Origin of the sequence: Sphingobium sp. SCG-1, from assembly GCF_002953135.1 — a bacterium.
In the GTDB taxonomy this organism is placed as follows: domain Bacteria; phylum Pseudomonadota; class Alphaproteobacteria; order Sphingomonadales; family Sphingomonadaceae; genus Sphingobium.
In genome coordinates, this window is sequence record NZ_CP026372.1 from 4,116,206 (window position 1) to 4,133,607 (window position 17,402).

At 62.0% G+C, this 17,402-nt stretch carries 19 protein-coding genes; 8 read left to right on the forward strand and 11 right to left on the reverse strand.

Going from position 1 to position 17,402, the window contains the following annotated elements; all coding sequences use genetic code 11:
* Positions 1-82 precede the first annotated feature (82 nt).
* Positions 83-616 (reverse strand): glycosyltransferase, encoded by a 534-nt coding sequence (locus C1T17_RS18965; protein WP_189338433.1) that lies wholly within the window; start codon positions 614-616, stop codon positions 83-85.
* Positions 613-1,080 carry a glucuronosyltransferase gene (locus C1T17_RS18970; protein ID WP_104954776.1) on the reverse strand — a complete coding sequence of 156 codons (468 nt, stop codon included), beginning with the start codon at positions 1,078-1,080 and terminating at the stop codon, positions 613-615. Before C1T17_RS18970 ends, C1T17_RS18965 begins: the two co-directional genes overlap by 4 nt.
* Positions 1,081-1,506: 426 nt before the next feature.
* On the opposite strand from C1T17_RS18970, the gene C1T17_RS18975 reads away from it, so the two are divergent.
* Entirely contained in the window at positions 1,507-2,784 is a 1,278-nt protein-coding gene (locus C1T17_RS18975) for a VpsF family polysaccharide biosynthesis protein (RefSeq protein ID WP_104954777.1), read from the forward strand.
* Positions 2,785-2,977: 193 nt separating this feature from the next.
* Entirely contained in the window at positions 2,978-4,231 is a 1,254-nt protein-coding gene (locus C1T17_RS18980) for a glycosyltransferase family 4 protein (RefSeq protein ID WP_104954778.1), read from the forward strand.
* Positions 4,232-4,639: 408 nt separating this feature from the next.
* On the opposite strand, the gene C1T17_RS18985 is transcribed toward C1T17_RS18980, so the two are convergent.
* Complete coding sequence (locus tag C1T17_RS18985; protein ID WP_104954779.1) at positions 4,640-6,766, reverse strand: sodium-translocating pyrophosphatase; 2,127 nt, start codon at positions 6,764-6,766, stop codon at positions 4,640-4,642.
* An 83-nt stretch (positions 6,767-6,849) separates the two neighbouring features.
* Between C1T17_RS18985 and C1T17_RS21440 the strand changes: the two genes are divergently transcribed.
* Positions 6,850-6,999: a hypothetical protein gene (locus C1T17_RS21440; protein WP_189338434.1), complete on the forward strand. Its 150-nt coding sequence runs from the start codon at positions 6,850-6,852 to the stop codon at positions 6,997-6,999.
* Here C1T17_RS21440 and thiL read toward each other — a convergent pair.
* The 8 genes from thiL to C1T17_RS19025 all read right to left on the reverse strand — a co-directional run bounded on the left by thiL (position 6,990) and on the right by C1T17_RS19025 (position 12,918).
* Positions 6,990-7,904 (reverse strand): thiamine-phosphate kinase, encoded by a 915-nt coding sequence (gene thiL / locus C1T17_RS18990; protein ID WP_104954780.1) that lies wholly within the window; start codon positions 7,902-7,904, stop codon positions 6,990-6,992. The genes C1T17_RS21440 and thiL overlap by 10 nt on opposite strands.
* Before the next feature lies 1 nt (position 7,905).
* A complete protein-coding gene (gene nusB / locus C1T17_RS18995; RefSeq protein WP_104954781.1) occupies positions 7,906-8,352 on the reverse strand; it encodes a transcription antitermination factor NusB in 447 nt (148 codons plus the stop codon).
* Positions 8,349-8,876, reverse strand: a complete 528-nt coding sequence (locus C1T17_RS19000) for a DUF1993 family protein (protein ID WP_104954782.1) — start codon at positions 8,874-8,876, stop codon at positions 8,349-8,351. The genes nusB and C1T17_RS19000 overlap by 4 nt, the downstream gene beginning before the upstream one ends.
* A gap of 12 nt (positions 8,877-8,888) precedes the next feature.
* Positions 8,889-10,193, reverse strand: a complete 1,305-nt coding sequence (hisD, locus tag C1T17_RS19005) for a histidinol dehydrogenase (protein ID WP_104954783.1) — start codon at positions 10,191-10,193, stop codon at positions 8,889-8,891.
* Positions 10,183-10,845, reverse strand: coding sequence for an ATP phosphoribosyltransferase (gene hisG / locus C1T17_RS19010; RefSeq protein ID WP_104954784.1), 663 nt, complete (start codon positions 10,843-10,845; stop codon positions 10,183-10,185). The genes hisD and hisG overlap by 11 nt, the downstream gene beginning before the upstream one ends.
* A 167-nt stretch (positions 10,846-11,012) precedes the next feature.
* Positions 11,013-11,915 carry a pirin family protein gene (locus C1T17_RS19015; protein ID WP_104954785.1) on the reverse strand — a complete coding sequence of 301 codons (903 nt, stop codon included), beginning with the start codon at positions 11,913-11,915 and terminating at the stop codon, positions 11,013-11,015.
* Positions 11,912-12,631, reverse strand: a complete 720-nt coding sequence (locus C1T17_RS19020; RefSeq protein ID WP_104954786.1) for a glutathione S-transferase — start codon at positions 12,629-12,631, stop codon at positions 11,912-11,914. Before C1T17_RS19020 ends, C1T17_RS19015 begins: the two co-directional genes overlap by 4 nt.
* Entirely contained in the window at positions 12,628-12,918 is a 291-nt protein-coding gene (locus C1T17_RS19025; protein ID WP_104954787.1) for a BolA family protein, read from the reverse strand. The genes C1T17_RS19020 and C1T17_RS19025 overlap by 4 nt, the downstream gene beginning before the upstream one ends.
* Before the next feature lie 45 nt (positions 12,919-12,963).
* Here C1T17_RS19025 and C1T17_RS19030 point away from each other — a divergent pair, with 45 nt between their 5' ends.
* From C1T17_RS19030 to C1T17_RS19050, 5 genes are all read left to right on the forward strand, one after another.
* Positions 12,964-13,572, forward strand: coding sequence for a J domain-containing protein (locus tag C1T17_RS19030; RefSeq protein WP_104954788.1), 609 nt, complete (start codon positions 12,964-12,966; stop codon positions 13,570-13,572).
* A 63-nt stretch (positions 13,573-13,635) separates the two neighbouring features.
* Positions 13,636-14,643: a cobaltochelatase subunit CobS gene (gene cobS, locus C1T17_RS19035; RefSeq protein ID WP_104954789.1), complete on the forward strand. Its 1,008-nt coding sequence runs from the start codon at positions 13,636-13,638 to the stop codon at positions 14,641-14,643.
* Positions 14,644-14,647: 4 nt separating this feature from the next.
* Positions 14,648-15,067, forward strand: a complete 420-nt coding sequence (locus C1T17_RS19040) for an OsmC family protein (protein WP_104954790.1) — start codon at positions 14,648-14,650, stop codon at positions 15,065-15,067.
* Positions 15,064-16,890 (forward strand): cobaltochelatase subunit CobT, encoded by a 1,827-nt coding sequence (gene cobT, locus C1T17_RS19045; protein WP_104954791.1) that lies wholly within the window; start codon positions 15,064-15,066, stop codon positions 16,888-16,890. The genes C1T17_RS19040 and cobT overlap by 4 nt, the downstream gene beginning before the upstream one ends.
* Positions 16,880-17,383 carry a GreA/GreB family elongation factor gene (locus C1T17_RS19050; protein WP_104954792.1) on the forward strand — a complete coding sequence of 168 codons (504 nt, stop codon included), beginning with the start codon at positions 16,880-16,882 and terminating at the stop codon, positions 17,381-17,383. The genes cobT and C1T17_RS19050 overlap by 11 nt, the downstream gene beginning before the upstream one ends.
* The last annotated feature ends 19 nt before the right edge of the window (positions 17,384-17,402 follow it).

Consider the following 17,402-nt stretch of genomic DNA (forward strand, 5'->3'; position numbering starts at 1 on the left):
TCAAACTGCTATCGTTAACGCTGAAGCGGAAACAAAAGGGCGTGCATCAGGCGTTCTTCAGCAGAAATCCACATCACGCCGATCAGCGATGCTCGCCGGACCCAGCAAGCCCCGGCCTATGATGCGACGACTCGCGCTTTTTACTCTTGCCGCCAATGAAGGAGGAAATTTTGTCGAGCAACTGCACCTTGCCGTAATCAGTGGAACTCGGCAACGGCGGCACCAAAGTCTGCCCGAGGAGGCGCACCACATCCTCCGCCGTCCACGCAACATAGATGCCCTGCCGCGTTTCGAGCGCCTTGACGGTCGCGAGCTGATGTTCGTTGCGATGCTCGCCCAAGGAAGCGCGCCGCGGGAAAACGATGATCGGCTTCTGATGCTTCTGCGCCATCAGCAAAGTACCGATTCCGGCATGTGCGACGATCAGGCTGACGCGAGCGAGAATATCGGAGAACTCGACCGGGTCGATCATCTGCCGCCATTCGATATTGCGCGGCACATATTGGCCACGGCCCGTCTGCGCGAGAATCGGCTGCCCGATACCCGGCGCCGCCTCGTCGACGATCTCGATCAGCCTGTCGAACGGTAGCTGGGTTCCGACCGTGACGAGGATCAAAACAGCCCGCCATAATAATGCGGACCTTTGGGACGGGCGAGGTTTTCCCACTGCGTCAGCCACAGCGTTGAGAAGTAACGCGCGAACTGGCCGCTCATAGAGGGCTTTTCAAAGTTGGCGAGGCTGTCGATCCAGACCGTTCGGGCGCCATTCACCCGTCCGATGACCAGACAGAACAGGCCCGGCAGAGCGCCGGTCGTGATGACGACGTTCGGCCTGGTCTTACGCACCAGACGCCAGCATTCGATAAGGCACTTTATCGCCTGGTTGATCGAACTGCGGTTGCAATCGGGAAGGTACACAACGTCGCCAAGGCCATCACGCTCGGCGAGTCCCACGGTGGTGGTGCCGTAGATGACGTCGAATTTGTCTAGTGCGGAGCGAAGAAGCATAAGTTGCTCCCAATGGCCGCCGCCCGAAGCAACGGCCAACACCTTCACGCTCTGGTCAAGTAAACCGTCCATTGATCCAGTCAATTCAACATCTTCCGGGTCGCGGCAGATCGATAATCGAAAACGCCGTCTGGTCCTGAGGCTTCGATAAGGATTGCATTTGAGCCAGTGAAAACTCTTATTAGGCTTGGGGGATACATGAGACGCTGACGTGCGGCAAGAGCACGCGAACCTATGCCACGCACTATTATCGTTTCGTCGACTTCAGAGATTATCATGACCGTTTTACTATGCGAAAGAAATGAAAATACAGTATCTTTCCAGCGGCATCGCTAAAAACACATCACAATATCGAAGCGCCCCCACTGGCTAAGAACTCCTGCTTTCACGTTGCCACGATCCGGGAAAGCCACTATCCAGCCTCCGACTATCACAGGTTCCGGCCGGTCCTGACCGGTGTGGCGCCGAAGAGTCGGGCAATCGCGAATGAGGGTCTGAATGTATCAGCTGACTTATTATGTTGTAGTTGCTGGTACGACCCTGCTTTTCCTGTTCAACGCACCGCTGCTCAACCTCATCGGATGGCCCTACACGACCGGGGGCGGGTCGATCGTCACCAAGATCCATCCTTCCTTCTACCTGTTCCTGATCGGCGCAGGGGTTTCGTTGTTCTTCGGTCAGAGGCGCTCCTGGAGCGTCGTCCGGACACCGCGGTTCCTGATCTTTCTGCTGGCGACATTCATACTGCTTGGCAGAGCCATATTCATTACCATGGCGGGCAAGAACGAAGGCGAGCTGTCCGCCATTCTGGACACGTTCCTGACGCCAGCGCTGTTGATCGTCTGCTTCTCCGTCATCAGCGCGCCTGATCTTGGGAAGATCGGACTGGCGCTTCGGGTTTTCTTTGTCTTCAACTCGCTAATGGGCCTCGTCGAGCGCGTCGTCGGCTTCCGCTTTATCCCAAGCTTCCTCGACAAATTCACAAGTCAGGATCGCGCCGCAGCCATGCTGGGCCACCCGCTCAATGCGGCGCTGCTTACGGGAACGCTCATCGTCTATCTCGCCACCGGTACGCAGACGAAAACGCGGCCGGGCATTCGCGTAGCCGAGATACTTCTGCATGCCCTTGCCATGTTCGCCTATGGTGGCCGCTCGGCATTGGTGTTCACAGCGGCCGTGGTCCTGCTCAGCAGCGTCATCACTCGCCAGAGCGCAGGCGGACCGAGGATCGGAATGGCGCAACGCCTGATGCCTCTCCTCATCATAGCGGCCGGCGTGTTCCTGGTCTTCCTGCCAATACCATTCATCGACGCGACCCTTGACCGGTTCACGAATGACAAGGGCAGTTCGCAAACACGCGACGGCGCGATGCAGGTGCTCAGCATGTTGGATATGGACCAGCTTCTGACCGGCATCAACGTGACGCAGCGAACGACATTCCTGACCTTCGTCAATTCTCCGGCAGGCTTCGAAGTGTCGTGGATCGCGCTAACCGTGACATACGGACTGCTGGCAACGATCCCGATGATGCTCGCGCTTCCGACCCTGCTGTTCGGAACCGCGCGCAATCTCGACCGCTCTGCCTTCTATATAGCCGTGCTTTTCATGATCGTGACGGTCGGGTCCCTTTCTCTAGGATCCAAGTCGCTGCTCCTCAGCCAAGCGCTGGTGATGATGTTCGCCTTGACGCAGCGCGGGGATACCCTCGAGAGACGAACAGCTTTCAGGCGAGGTCCGGAAGTGCGTGAACCCATGCTACCGCCTTCAACTTCCTGATGTGAATTATATAGTTAACGCGTATTGTTGCGTCATAGCGTGCGGTATCTGCGTTTTGCCGCCACCCTAACTTAAGTTGTGTCTTGTGCGATGCACAATATGAAGGCAACGTCTCCGCACGGATTAGCGTTGCGCGGCGGAAATCGCCCGCAAGGACAAGATGCCAACAGCACGGAACGGGTAGGCCTACTACATGAATTCAGCGATCATGGACCGTGATACGTTCGACAAGTCGCGTGCCGATCAACTCAACGTCGCGCTCATTCATCCTTTCGATCCTCGTGGCGGCAAGGTGGGCGGCATTGAGACTTTCGTGAGGGATTACATCACCTATCATCCCGACGACATGAACCTGCTGCTGATCGGGGTCGACGGCTTCGGCGATCTGGAACTTGGCAAGGTCACGCAAATTTCATTCCGTGGGCGGACCATCTCCTTCTTCCCGGTGATGAAACTGCCTGAAACGGAGACGAACGTTTACGCCCGAAAGCTGTCGGACGCCGTGACGATGCGGTTCACCCTGGCGTGCCTACGCAATTATTTCGCACTCCGCAGCATTCTGCGCAAAGGGGGCTATTCCATTGACCTGCGTCGGATCGAGCTTGCGCCGCTTGGTGCGGCCTTCGGCGTTCCGAGCGTACAGATGCTCCACGACGGTATGGTCAAGGGCAAGCAGATGAGTTCGCTCCTCAAGCGTTTTTGGTGGATCAAGGATTTGTCGGAGCGTTTCTCGCTGTCGCGCGCCTACAGCTTCTATTGCGTGAATGACGATCTGTCGGCGCGATTGAAGACGACCTATCCCCAACATGCCGAGAAGATCGGGACGTTGCCGACCTGGGCCAATCCACAGATATTCAAGACCACGCCGATACCGCCGCTGATCGATGATGCGCTGCATGTCGGCTACACTGGCCGGATGGATGACTTCAAGCGTCCCGACATCATGTTTCAGGTGATCGCGCAGGCGCGCCGGATGTGCCCTGGCCTTGTCTTTCATTATGTAGGTGACGGCGATGTCGAGCGGTTTTCGGAGTTCGATGCAATCCGCGACTGCACCGTTTTGCATGGGCGGCAGGACACGGAAGGTTTGGCGGCGATCCTCGCAAAGTTGCACGTCGGGTTGTTGACATCGGATTTCGAGGGGATGCCGCGATCGGTGATGGAGTTCCTCGCTTCCGGACGCCCGGTGGTGGCGCTACATCTTCCGCAACTCGAAGCGGTCATTCATGACGAGCGTAGCGGCTATCTGGTGCCGCGCGGCCCCGATCAGATCGTCCGGATGGCGGAACGGCTGTGCGACATGCGCGAACGTATCGCACAAGGCGCGGTGACGACCGAGCAGGTTGCGGATGCGGTAGCCGATTACAGTCCGGCGCGATTGCTTGGACGGCTCTACAGCGACCATCGCAAATTGCAGGCGGCGCGCAGGCAACTCGCCCGCGCCTGATCCGCCGGATTGCAGAACGTTGCGGCTCGCAACACATCAGGGTAGGATCCGAGTTGCCTGCGAAGCGGTGGATGTCACCCCGAATCAGTCCTGGCCATCCCATCGATAGCCGCCACGGCCATCTCGCACTGGATGCTCGGCAAGATTGAACGTCACTTGATAGAACCGCGTGTTGCTATGGCTGACATATCATGTCAGGCACCCGTATCGACAGGTGTCCCGGTAGCCCATGGGCGGTATGTCGGTCTAGTTGCCCGCAAGCTGATCCCGCAGCGCACGCGCGCGGGAAGATGCTGCCAAGAACAGCAACACGCAGGCGGGATAAGGTCATCCCGCGTTACACAGGGTGCGTTATCGTCCCTGCCAACGCGATAGCGGGGCGAGCATCCGCCGCCCCGCCCGCTTGTCTTACACCGCTCCGTGCGCCAATGCCGCAAGCAACAGCAGCGCGACGATGTTGGTGATCTTTATCATCGGATTGACAGCCGGACCCGCCGTATCCTTATACGGATCGCCCACCGTATCGCCCGTCACTGCGGCCTTGTGCGCTTCGCTACCCTTGCCACCGTGATTGCCATCCTCGATGAACTTCTTGGCATTGTCCCACGCGCCGCCGCCGCTCGTCATCGAAATCGCGACGAACAGCCCCGACACGATCACGCCTAACAACAACGCGCCCAACGCCGCAAAGCCATTGGAGACGCCCGCCACCGTCGCAATCACGAAATAGACGACGATCGGCGCCAGCACGGGCAGCAGGCTTGGCACGATCATCTCTTTGATCGCGGCCTTGGTCACCAGATCTACCGTGCGGGCATAGTCGGGCTTACTTGTGCCCTCCATAATGCCCTTGTTCTCGGCAAATTGCGCGCGGACGTCCTTCACCACGTCGCCCGCGGCACGGCCCACCGCCGTCATCCCCATTGCCCCGAAGAGATAGGGCAACAACGCGCCGAGCAACAGCCCGACAATGACATACGGATTGGAGAGGCTGAAATCGACGGCATCGGTCAGCCCAAGCGCCGAGTTGTAGAACTTCAAGTCCTCCGTATAGGCGCCGAACAGCACCAACGCCGCCAGCCCCGCCGACCCGATGGCATAGCCCTTCGTCACTGCTTTGGTCGTGTTGCCCACGGCGTCCAGCGCGTCGGTGCGTTGGCGCACGTCATGCTCCATGCCCGCCATTTCAGCGATACCGCCCGCATTGTCCGTCACCGGACCATAGGCATCGAGTGCCACGACCATGCCCGCCAGCGCCAGCATCGCCGTCGCCGCAAAGGCAATGCCCATCAGGCCCGCCAGTTGATGCGAGATGATGATGCCGACAACGATCACCAGCGTCGGCAGCGCGGTCGATTCAAGGCTGATCGCCAGCCCCTGAATGACGTTGGTGCCATGGCCCGTCTCCGAAGCCTTGGCGATGGAGCGTACCGGACGATAGTTGGTGCCGGTGTAATATTCGGTGATCACCACCAGCAATCCGGTCACGCCCAGACCGACCATCATCGACCAGAACAGCGCCATGCCGGTGTAGCCGCCCGTCCCGTCGAGGTCCGCGCCGAACACTGCATTCAGGTCACCCAGCACCTGACGACACACATAATAGATCGCGCCGATCGACAGGATCGCCGTGCACCAGAAGCCCTTGTAGAGCGCGCCCATGATCGACTGGCTGGACCCCAGCCGCACGAAATAGGTGCCGATGATCGACGTGATGATGCAGATGCCACCCACTGCCAGCGGCAGCGACATCAATTGCATCAGTTGCGCATTGTCGACGCCGGTAATCAGCAGCGCGATCAACACCATCGTCGCGCCGACCGTCACCACATAAGTCTCGAACAAGTCCGCCGCCATGCCCGCACAATCGCCGACATTGTCGCCCACATTGTCTGCGATCACGGCGGGGTTGCGTGGATCATCCTCCGGGATTCCCGCCTCCACTTTACCGACCAGATCCGCACCCACGTCCGCCGCCTTGGTAAAAATACCGCCGCCCAGTCGCGCAAAGATCGAAATCAGGGACGCACCGAAGGCCAATGCGACAAGGCTGTCGATGACGAGCCGGTCATCAGGCGCATGGCCTGCAGGTCCGGTCAGATACCAGAAGAAGACCGAGATCGCGAGCAGCGCCAGCCCCGCGACCAGCATCCCTGTGATCGCGCCCGCGCGGAACGCCACCGTGAGGCCGCTCTGCAACGAATTACGCGCGGCTTCCGCCGTTCGCACATTCGCGCGCACCGAAATGTTCATGCCGATATAGCCGGCGAGACCAGACAGGACCGCCCCGATCAGAAAGCCGATGGCCGACGTAACGCCCAGAAATGCGAAGACCAGCACCGCGACGACCACGCCCACAATCGCGATCGTCGTATATTGCCGCGCCAGATAGGCCTGCGCCCCTTCCTGAATCGCGGCGGCGATTTCCTGCATCTTGGCGTTGCCCGGCGAGGCGCTTAGCACCTGCCTGGCAGTGATGATGCCGTACAGCACGGCCAGCAGGCCGCACCCTATGGCGATGTAAACTATTGTCATTATTGATCCTCTCCCTTGTCTATTTTCCGATCATGCACGCTCCGCAGGGAAATGGGCGACATGACTGGGGGAGCAGGCCGGGGATGGACGCATCCGGTCGCTGGGTCAGGGCTGGCAATCGGCGGCGCAACGGCATGGCGCTAATCCTGATCGGCAACATGTATTCTGGGGGCGAGACTATCGCGGAAGCGCGCGAGGTCAAGCGTGCTGAAGTGGCGTTAACCTACCTATGATGTTGATAGCCGATCCGATCGGGCAACGGCACCGTCCGGCCATCGAGGATAAGGCACAATCCTTGCCCCTGCGAAAGCCGCCCTACTGCGATAGCGGGGGCAGGCAGAACCGCATCCTCTGGCGCGGCGAACAGCAGTTCGTAATCATCGCCGCTCGTCGCCGCATCGATCTGCGCAGTGCGCCCGTGAAGCGCAAGGAAAGCATGGGACAATGGAATGGCCTCGATCGTAACGGCCAAGCCACTCGCCGCCGCCAGCCGCGACGCATCGATCAGCAGCCCGTCCGAGATATCCATCATGGCGGTGACGTGCGCCGCCAGGGCCTGCCCCTCTGCGACGCGCGGTTGCGGGCGTCGATAGGCTTCGATCAGGAACGCAGGCTGCTCTTCGCGCGCCTGCAGCAGCTTCAACCCCGCACCGCTGTCACCCACCGGGCCGGTGACATACAGAATGTCGCCTGCCTTTGCGCCAACACGCGATGGCACCACCGTAGTCGTCGCCTCGCCAATTGCGGTCAGCGTGAAACTACGCGGCGCACCGTCCGGCATCGCCACCGTATCGCCCCCGATGAGCGGCATCCCGAACCGCTCCAGCGCCGCGCCCAACCCTTCAAGAAACGCCGCATCCCATCGGGCATCCCCCGACAGCGCATAGTTCATCAGGCAACCCACCGGCCGCGCGCCTTTCGACGCAAGGTCGGACAGGTTCACCGCCGCAAGTTTCCACCCGACGCTGTCCGCAGGATCGCTGCTCAGGAAATGCACGCCCTCGACCAGCGTATCGCTCGTCAGCACCAGCCGCGTACCGCCAATCGCCAGCACTGCCGCATCGTCCTGCAATCCCCGCGCCGCCGGATCGGTCGCCAGCGCCCTCAGCAAATCGATGAACGCCGCCTCGCCGCTCACATCAAGGGCGCGCCACCTTGGCGACGGCATCCAGCAGGCCGTTCACAAAGCCCGATTCGCGTTTGTCGTAAAACGCATGTGCCACATCGACATATTCGCTGATGACGGTACCGGTGCCGACATCGATCCGCGCCAGCAGTTCGTACGTGCCCGCGCGCAATATCTGCCGCATCGGCTTGTCCAACCGATCAAGGCTCCACCCGGACGACAACTTACCCGCAATCAGCCCGTCGATCTCATCGCGCCGCGCATCGACGCCCGTCACGATATCGTCGAAGAACGTCTGCTCGGCGGCGGCATATTCCACCTCTTCGATGGTCTTGCCCAGCCGGTGCTCATGAAATTCATGCAGCAGCAGCGGCAACGGCTTGGGTTCCATCTCAAGCTGATACAGCGCCTGCACAGCGGCAAGCCGCGCAGCGGACCGGGATTGCGCGCGCTCGTTCATGCCGCCGGCTTCAATCGCAGAGCGCCGATGAAATCGCGTTTGCCGATGGCCATGCCCTTGCTCCGCAAAATGTCATAGGCGGTCGTCGCGTGAAAATAGAAATTAGGTTGCGAGAAGGACAGGAGGAAGTTCTCCGCGGTAAATTCCAGGCGACGCTCCCCCAATGCGAACACCATGTCGCGCCCGACCACGGCGTCAATATCCGCAGGCGCAATCGCCTGCAACGCCGCTAGTGTTGCCTCCAACTGCGCCTTCAATCCTTCGAAGCTGCTTGGCGGCGGCGTCATATCGGGGCCGAAGCTGCCAGTGTAGACCGCATTGATCGCGTTGATCGAATGCACCGTCACTGACTTCACCTGATAGGCGAAAGGCAGCATGTCTTCCGCAAGGCATGCATTCAGAATATCGTCGGCAGGCAGGCCCTTTTCCGCACAAAATTCCTCCGCTTTGCCGACTAGACGCAGCATCGAACCCACGATCTGAATGTAGGACGGAACCGTCGCCTGATAGAGAGAAAGGGGCATGGTCGTGTTCCTTCAAATATGCCGGGATGTGTTAAGCCGGAGCGCCACGGATGCGGCATGGGCAGGCAGACCCTCCGCATTCGCCAGCGCGACCGCCGCCGGACCGATGGCGCCGATCGCCGCATGATCCAGCGCAATGAAGCTGGTTCGCTTCATGAAATCGAGTACCGACAGCCCAGATGAGAACCGCGCGCGGCGTCCGGTTGGAAGCACATGGTTCGGCCCGGCGACATAATCACCCACCGCTTCGGGCGTCATGCGGCCAAGGAACACCGACCCGGCATGGTGCACCTGCGCGAACAGGGCATCGGGATCATCGACCGCCAATTCCAGATGCTCGGCTGCCAGCGCATTTACGAGCGGGATCGACGCGGCAAGGTCGGGCAGCAGGATGATCGCGCCATTGGCGTCCCAACTCGCCCGCGCCACGGCGGAGGTGGCGAGCGCCGGTATCTGCCGCTCCACAGCCGCCGCGACGGCATCGGCAAACGCCGCATCGTCAGTCAGCAGGATCGACTGGCTGGTCGGATCATGCTCCGATTGGCTGAGCAGATCGGCGGCGATCCATTCCGGATCGTTCTTGCCATCAGCGACCACCAAAATCTCCGATGGCCCCGCCACCATATCGATGCCGACGACGCCATACAGCTGCCGCTTGGCCTCTGCGACCCAGGCATTGCCGGGGCCGACGATCACATCCACCGGCGCGATCCGCTCCGTGCCATAGGCGAGCGCCGCAACCGCCTGCGCCCCGCCGACGCGCCATATCTCGCCGATCCCGGCAATCTCCGCCGCCGCTAGCACCATCGGGTTGATGATCCCGTCAGGCGTCGGCGTCACCATCGCGATCCGCTCTACGCCCGCGACTTTGGCAGGGATCACGTTCATCAGCAGCGAACTGGGATAGGCCGCACGCCCACCGGGCACATATAGCCCCGCCGCATCCACAGGCCGCCACCGCGCGCCCAGACGCACGCCCGCCGCGTCCACGCCATCGCTATCCTGCGGCTTCTGCGTGGCGTGATAAGTCGCAATCCGGTCCGCCGCGAGTTCCAGCGCGTCGCGCAACTCGCTCGAAATTCCCGCCAGCGCCGCTTTCCGCTCCGCCGCCGTCACGGCCCAGCCGCTCGCCTCCAGGTCGTGCCGGTCGAACCGCTGCGTGTAGTCCGCCAGCGCGACATCACCCTCGCCCCGAACGCGCTTCAGGATCGCGGAGACATCGCGCGACACATCCTCGTCGGCCTCCCGGCGCGCATTCACCAGCGCCTTGAAAGCCTCCGCGAAACCAGGCGCGCGGCTGTCCAGTCTAAGCGGCATCGCGCACGCCCACGGCACGGCGGAACGCTTCCACCAGCGGCACCAGTTCGCTCGAGCGCATCTTGAACGCCGCGCGATTGACGATCAGCCGCGCGGAAATCTGCATGATGATGCTGGTCTCGACCAGTCCATTGGCCCGCAATGTGTCACCCGACGACACGAGATCGACGATCCGTCGCGACAGCCCAAGCGACGGTGCCAATTCCATCGCGCCGTTCAGCTTCACGCACTCCGCCTGAATACCCTGCGCCTCATAATGTTTGCGCGTCAGGTGCGGATATTTGGTCGCGACGCGGACATGGCTCAGCGCCGCCTCATTCTCCGCCGCCAGTCCTGCAGGCTCCGCTACCGACAAACGGCAATGTCCGATATCCAGGTCTACCGGCGCATAGAGTTCGGAATAGTTGAATTCCTCGACCACGTCGGACCCCACGATCCCGATCTGCGCCGCACCATGCGCCACGAAGGTCGCTACGTCGAACGCGCGCACCCGGATAATCGAGACATTCGCCTGATTGGTCGCGAACCGCAGCGCGCGGCTCTTGCCATTATGGAAGTCCGCCTCCGGCTCGATCCCCACGCGCGCCAGCAACGGCAGCGCCTCTTCGAGGATGCGGCCCTTGGGAATAGCGATGATCAGCGGCTGGCTCATGCGGCGGGCTTTACTTGCGGGCGCGGCAATGGGCAAGCGGGGCGGGAAACTTCCACCCCGAAGGTCCGTTCGCCCTGAGCTTGTCGAAGGGCTCTGCTGAACGAAGTGAAGCAAGCTTCGCCTGCGGCTCAGCATGACCCTTCGACTTCGCTCAGGGCGAACGGCTACTAAGGATAGCTCACCGTCTTCGGCCGCCCCTGCGGAATGGGGATGAACTCCTCGTCATCGCCGGGGATCAGCGGAAAGCGCATTGCCTCCCAGTCGTCGCGCGCCTGCATCAGCCGGTCCTTGGTGGAGGACACGAAATTCCACCACACATGGCGCGGCGTCTTGAAGGCTTCTCCGCCGCACAGCATCACGCGCCCGCCATCGACGCTGTAGAGCGTCGCGCGCGTGCCGGGCCGCAGCACATACAGCGCTTGCGGCTTCAGCGGCACGCCATCAAGCGCCGCGTCTCCGCCCGATACATAGATCGCGCGCTCGTCGGCCTCCGGCTCGATGGGGATGGCCCCGCCCGGACGCAGCATGATGTCGGCGTAGATCGTCTGCGCGTAGGTCGTGACCGGCGCCCGCTGCCCCCAAAGCGATCCCATGATGACGCGCGCCCGCGCGCCACCATAGTCAATCACCGGCAGGCTGTCCTCCGGCACATGCTCGAACGCCGGATCGATTTCCTCGCGCCCGTCCGGCAACGCGATCCACGTCTGAATCGCTGACAGCTTCGAGGCGCGATGCCGCTCCTCCTCGGGAGAGCGCTCCGAATGGACGATGCCCGTGCCTGCCGTCATCAGATTCACTGCGCCCGGCTCAATCAACTGATTGGACCCCAGCGAATCGCGATGCTGGAACGCGCCTTCGTACATATAGGTGACGGTCGCGAGATTGATGTGCGGATGCGGGCGCACGTCGATCCCCTCGCCAGGGCCGAACTTCGCCGGCCCCGCCTGATCGAAGAAGATGAACGGCCCCACCATCGTCCGCTCCTTGGCGGGCAGGCTGCGATAGACCTTGAAGTCGCCAAGGTCATGGGTCGTAGGTTCGATGGTCTGGATGATGATGTCGTCGTTCATGCGGCGTCCAGTTCGGGATAATGACGGAATATGCCGTCCTGATTGAAGGGTATGCGCCGGTCGCTATTCAGATAATCCTGCAACTCCGGCAAAGCCGCCACGCGCGCATGCAACCCCATGACCTTCGGATAATCGTCCTTCACCTGCGCCATCCGAAGAGGAAAGGCGTAGGACAAGCCCGCTACAAGTTGAAACAGAGACAAATCGGCATAGCTCCACCGTGCGCCTGCCAGCCACTCGCCGGACTGCGCCGCTAACGCCTTTTCGAACCAACCGAGATATTTGGGAATGCGCTCTTCCCGAAACTGCTTGGCGGCCCGCGCCGCCTCCGCCTTCTGGTCCTCATAATAGAGCATCACGGCAACCGGATGGTGAACGTCATGCGCCTCCGCCACGACATCCATGATGGTGAGTTGCACTTGATTGAGCCAGTAGCGGGACTTGATAGATGACGGCCCAAGATCATGCCGTTCAGACAGGAACGACAGGATATTGGCGGTCTGCGACACCGCCTGCCCGTCTATCGAGATATAAGGCGGCGCAAAGGCAGGCCCAATGTCATGATCGGCCATGTCCTCCATCAAAGCCTGCGCCCCATCTGTTCGCGCGCGATCGCGGTAAGGGATACCCGCGGCCTCCAGCGTCAACCGGACGAACTCACCGCGCCCCTGAATGCCCGGCCAGTACCAGAAATCATAGGCGCCCGCGTCACTCATAAGGATTCGCCCGGTGCCTTCGCCTTGATCGCCAGCGCATGTACCTTCTCGCGCAGCAGGTCCGCGAGCGCCCGATTCACCAGCCTTTGCCGCGCGACCCGGTTTTGCCCTGCAAAGGCTCCAGATACGATCTCCACCGTGAAATGGCTCTCGCCCGTGCCGTCGTCGCCTGTATGTCCGCGATGCTTGGCGCTGTCGTTGAGTACGGCAAGCTGTTGCGGTTGCAGGGCGGCGCGCAGTCGCGCCTCTATTTCAGTGGCCACAGGGCCTTTCGAATCTTGGGTCATGGTCCCTATATAGTCCGATCACATCTGTTTGCATCTGGACTGATCTTGGCTTCCGATCCTTTTTCCACCCGCCGCTTCAACCGTTTTCACGGGAGAGTGGAAGGCGACGGACGTCCCTGCGCCGTGGACGGCTGCGCAGAGGCGGGCGAATTCCGCGCGCCCCCACCCGAAGGACCGGCTTCCCATGCCGAGGGGCCACGCTGGCGCTGGCTGTGCCTCGATCATGTGCGTGAGTTCAATTCAGGCTACAATTTCTTCACCGGCATGTCCCCCGACGAGATCGAAGCGGCGCAGCGTCCCTTTGCCGGCTGGGAACGCGAAACGCGGGCCTTCGCGGCGAACGGCACGACCCCGCCGCCCAAGTGGCAGGATTTCAGCGATCCCATCGACGCCATCGGCGCGCGCTTCAAGGAACGGATGCGCGAGGCACAGGCCCGCGCCGACGCCAAGCCGCTTTCGACCGACGATCGCAAGGCGCTAAAGACGCTCGGCCTTACCATCGACGCGGACCGAAAAGCGCTCCGGCAGCGTTATACCGAACTCGCGCGCCGCTATCACCCTGATCATAATGGTGGGGATCGCACGCACGAGAAAGCGTTGCAGGAGGTGATTTCCGCCTATACGCACTTGCGAAAGGCTCCGGCCTTTGCATGATTCCGGCGCATCCGCGCGCAACCCGACCGGCCTTCGGGCCATGATCCGATCGACAGGCAGAGCATGACCGACATACCCAATACCCAGCCCGACAGCCGCAGCGAAACCGTGATGGAGCGCCCCGACAGCGAGATCAGCGCGCGTGACGTGTTCGGCGTCGACGTCGACATGATGGTCCCGGCCTTCTCCGAAGCCGACGAGCGCGTGCCCGACACGGACCCCGCCTATGTGTTCGATCCGGACACGACTCTCGCGATCCTGGCGGGCTTTGCGCACAACCGCCGCGTGATGGTTCAGGGCTATCACGGCACCGGCAAGTCGACGCACATCGAACAGGTCGCGGCGCGCCTCAATTGGCCGTGCATCCGCATCAACCTCGACGCGCATATCAGCCGCATCGATCTCGTCGGTCGCGACGCCATCGTCCTGAAAGAGGGACAGCAAGTCACCGAATTCAAGGAAGGCCTGCTCCCCTGGGCCTTGCAGCGCCCCGTCGCGCTCGTATTCGACGAATATGACGCGGGCCGCCCGGACGTGATGTTCGTGATTCAGCGCGTCTTGGAAACCGACGGCAAGATGACGCTGCTCGACCAGAATCGCGTGATCCGTCCCTCGCCCTATTTCCGCCTGTTCGCGACGTCGAACACGGTGGGCCTTGGCGACACGACCGGTCTCTATCACGGCACGCAGCAGATTAACCAGGGCCAGATGGATCGCTGGAACATCGTCGTTACCTTGAACTACCTGCCTGCCGCGACCGAAGCGCAGATCGTCCTCGCCAAGTCCGGCGAGTACGATCACGAAGGCGGTCGCAAGGAAGTCGAGAATATGATCAAGGTCGCGGACCTCACACGCCAGGGCTTCGTCAACGGCGACATCTCCACCGTCATGTCGCCACGCACTGTGATTAGCTGGGCGCAGAACGCGCTCATCTTCAAGAATGTCGGCTTCGCCTTCCGCCTGTCCTTCCTCAACAAATGCGACGAAGCGGAACGCAGCCTGGTCGCCGAATATTACCAGCGCGTGTTCGGCAAGGACTTGCCCGAAAGCGTGGTGGGCAAGGCAAACTGATCCGATGATAGTTGTCGAGCGGATTGCGCCGGATGGCACTGCGCACCGCGTCAGCATCGGCGTGCATGAAGTCGTCGCGGACATGACGCCGCCCGCTGGCGAGAACGCCGGGCCGGACCCGCACGACCTGTACGATTCCGCCCTCGGCGCCTGCAAGGCGCTGACGATGCTCTGGTATGCGCAGCACAACGGCATTCCGCTGGATGATATCCACGTAGGCGTGACCCGGGACGCCAGCGCCGAACGCGCAGGCACTTACAAGCTGACGACCCGGATCGCCATCAGCGGCAATCTCACCGATGCGCAGCGGGAAAAGCTTCACGATGTCGCCCGCAAATGCCCGATCCACAAATTGATGACGGAGGTAACGACGCAAATCGATACCATCTTCATCGACGAACGAACCGGCCGCAGCGAACCATGACCGAACGCTCCCCCCTCGATGCTTTCAAAGCAGTGCTGTCCGGCACGGCGCGCGCAATGGCGCGCGATCCGGAGCTGGAAGTGTCCTTCACAGCCGATGCCCCGCATGTCGCAGGCAAGCAGATCAAGGTTCCCTCACCCAGCCGCGCGCTTCCTGCGGATCAGGTCGCGCTCGCCCGCGGCTTTGCGGACGGCAACGCGTTGCGCGCACGCCATCACGACATCAAGGTGCATGCCGTCTCCGCCCCGGCCGAAGCCGTCGCCCGCGCCGTCTACGATGCCGTCGAGCAAGCCCGGATCGAAGCGATCGGATCGCGCCAGATGGCGGGCGTCCGCGCCAACCTGACGGACGCGCTCGCCATGCGCCTCAAGTCCGATCCCATCGCCCGCGCCAAGGGCCGCGACGAAGTGCCATTAAGCACCGCCGTCGCCCTGATGGTCCGCGAGCGCCTCACCGGACAGGCGGCCCCGCGCAGCGCCGTCGCGGGCCTCGATTTCGTCCGCGAATGGATCGAGGACAAGGCGGGTTCGGATCTCGACGCTCTCGGCCTCGCACTGGACGATCAGCGCGCGTTCCAGAAGCTCACTACTTCGCTGCTCGAACATCTCGAACTGATCGAAAGCGACGCCCCACCCGACGCCAGCGATGACGACGCCGACGATGAAGGCGAAGATCAGGAGCAGGAACAGGACGAGGGCGACGAAGGCGAGGAAAACGCCGGGGACAGCGACGCCCAGACCGAAGCCCGCTCCGAAGAGAAGGGCGGCGAGAGCGAAGACGGCGACCCCGATTACAGCGACGAATTCGACAGCGACAGCGAAAGCGGCGCGGACGACATGGGCGAGGAAGGCATGATGCCCGTCCGCCCCAATCGCCCGATGTCCGACCTGCCGCCCGGCTTCGACTATAAGGTCTACAGCACGCGCCATGACGAAACGACCGGCGCGGAAGATCTGTGCGATGAGGATGAACTCATTCGCCTGCGCGGCTTCCTCGACCAGCAACTGACGTCGCTGCAGGGGGCCGTGACCAAGCTTGCCAATCGCCTGCAACGTCGCCTTATGGCGCAGCAGTCGCGCAGTTGGGACTTCGATCAGGAGGAAGGCATGCTCGACGCCGCCCGCCTCGCCCGCATCGTTATCGATCCCACGCATTCGCTCTCCTACAAGGTCGAGCGCGACACGGAGTTTCGCGACACCGTCGTCACTCTCCTGATCGACAATAGCGGCTCGATGCGCGGCCGCCCGATCAGCATCGCCGCGATCAGCGCCGATATCATGGCGCGCACGCTCGAACGTTGCGGCGTCAAGACCGAGATACTGGGCTTCACCACCCGCGCCTGGAAGGGGGGACAGAGCCGCGAGGAGTGGCTCGCCGCCGGACGCCCGCCGCTCCCCGGTCGCCTCAACGACTTGCGCCACATCGTCTACAAGCGCGCCGACGATCCGTGGCGCCGCGCCCGCAAGAATCTTGGCTTGATGATGCGCGAGGGGTTGCTGAAAGAAAATATCGACGGCGAGGCGTTGCTCTGGGCGCACAGCCGCCTGCTCGCCCGGCACGAGGAACGCCGCATCCTGATGGTGATCTCCGATGGCGCGCCGGTCGACGATTCGACGCTCTCCGTCAACAGCGGCACCTATCTCGAACGGCATCTGCGGCAAGTGATCGACTGGATCGAAAACCGCTCGCCCGTACAACTCGTCGCCATCGGCATCGGCCATGACGTTACCCGCTACTACAAACGCGCCGTGACGATCATGGACGCCGAGCAACTAGGCGGCACGATGGTCGAGCAATTGGCAGGCCTGTTCGATGAGGATTAGTACTTGCCCGGCCTTCAAAACCCCGTTCGCCCTGAGCCTGTCGAAGGGATCTGCTGAGCCTGCCGAAACACCTTCACTCCGTTCAGGCGAAGGCTTCACTCCCCGCGGCCTCGCCATGATCGAAGCGCGCCTGCGAGAGGTCGAAGCCACCCTCGCCGCCACGACCGATGCCGACGCCCGCAAGAAAGTTCTGCGCGAAGCCCGCTACTGGCGCACTCGCCAGGCCACCGCCCAACTCGCGCCCATGCCGCCGCAGGACAGCGTAGCCTTCGGCTCCCGCGTCCGCTTCCGCCTGAACGGCCAGGACCGCACCCTCGACCTGGTAGGCGACGACGAAGCCAACCCCGCTGAAAACCGCATAGCCTTCTCCGCCCCCCTGGCCCGCGCCATGATGGAGGCAGGCGTCGGCGAACTGCTAGACTTCGGCGGCAAGACGGAAGCTGTCGAGGTACTGGAGATCGAGGTGTCGGCGTCGATGTTGGGTGAGTCTTAAAGCGACCAGTTGCGGAAGT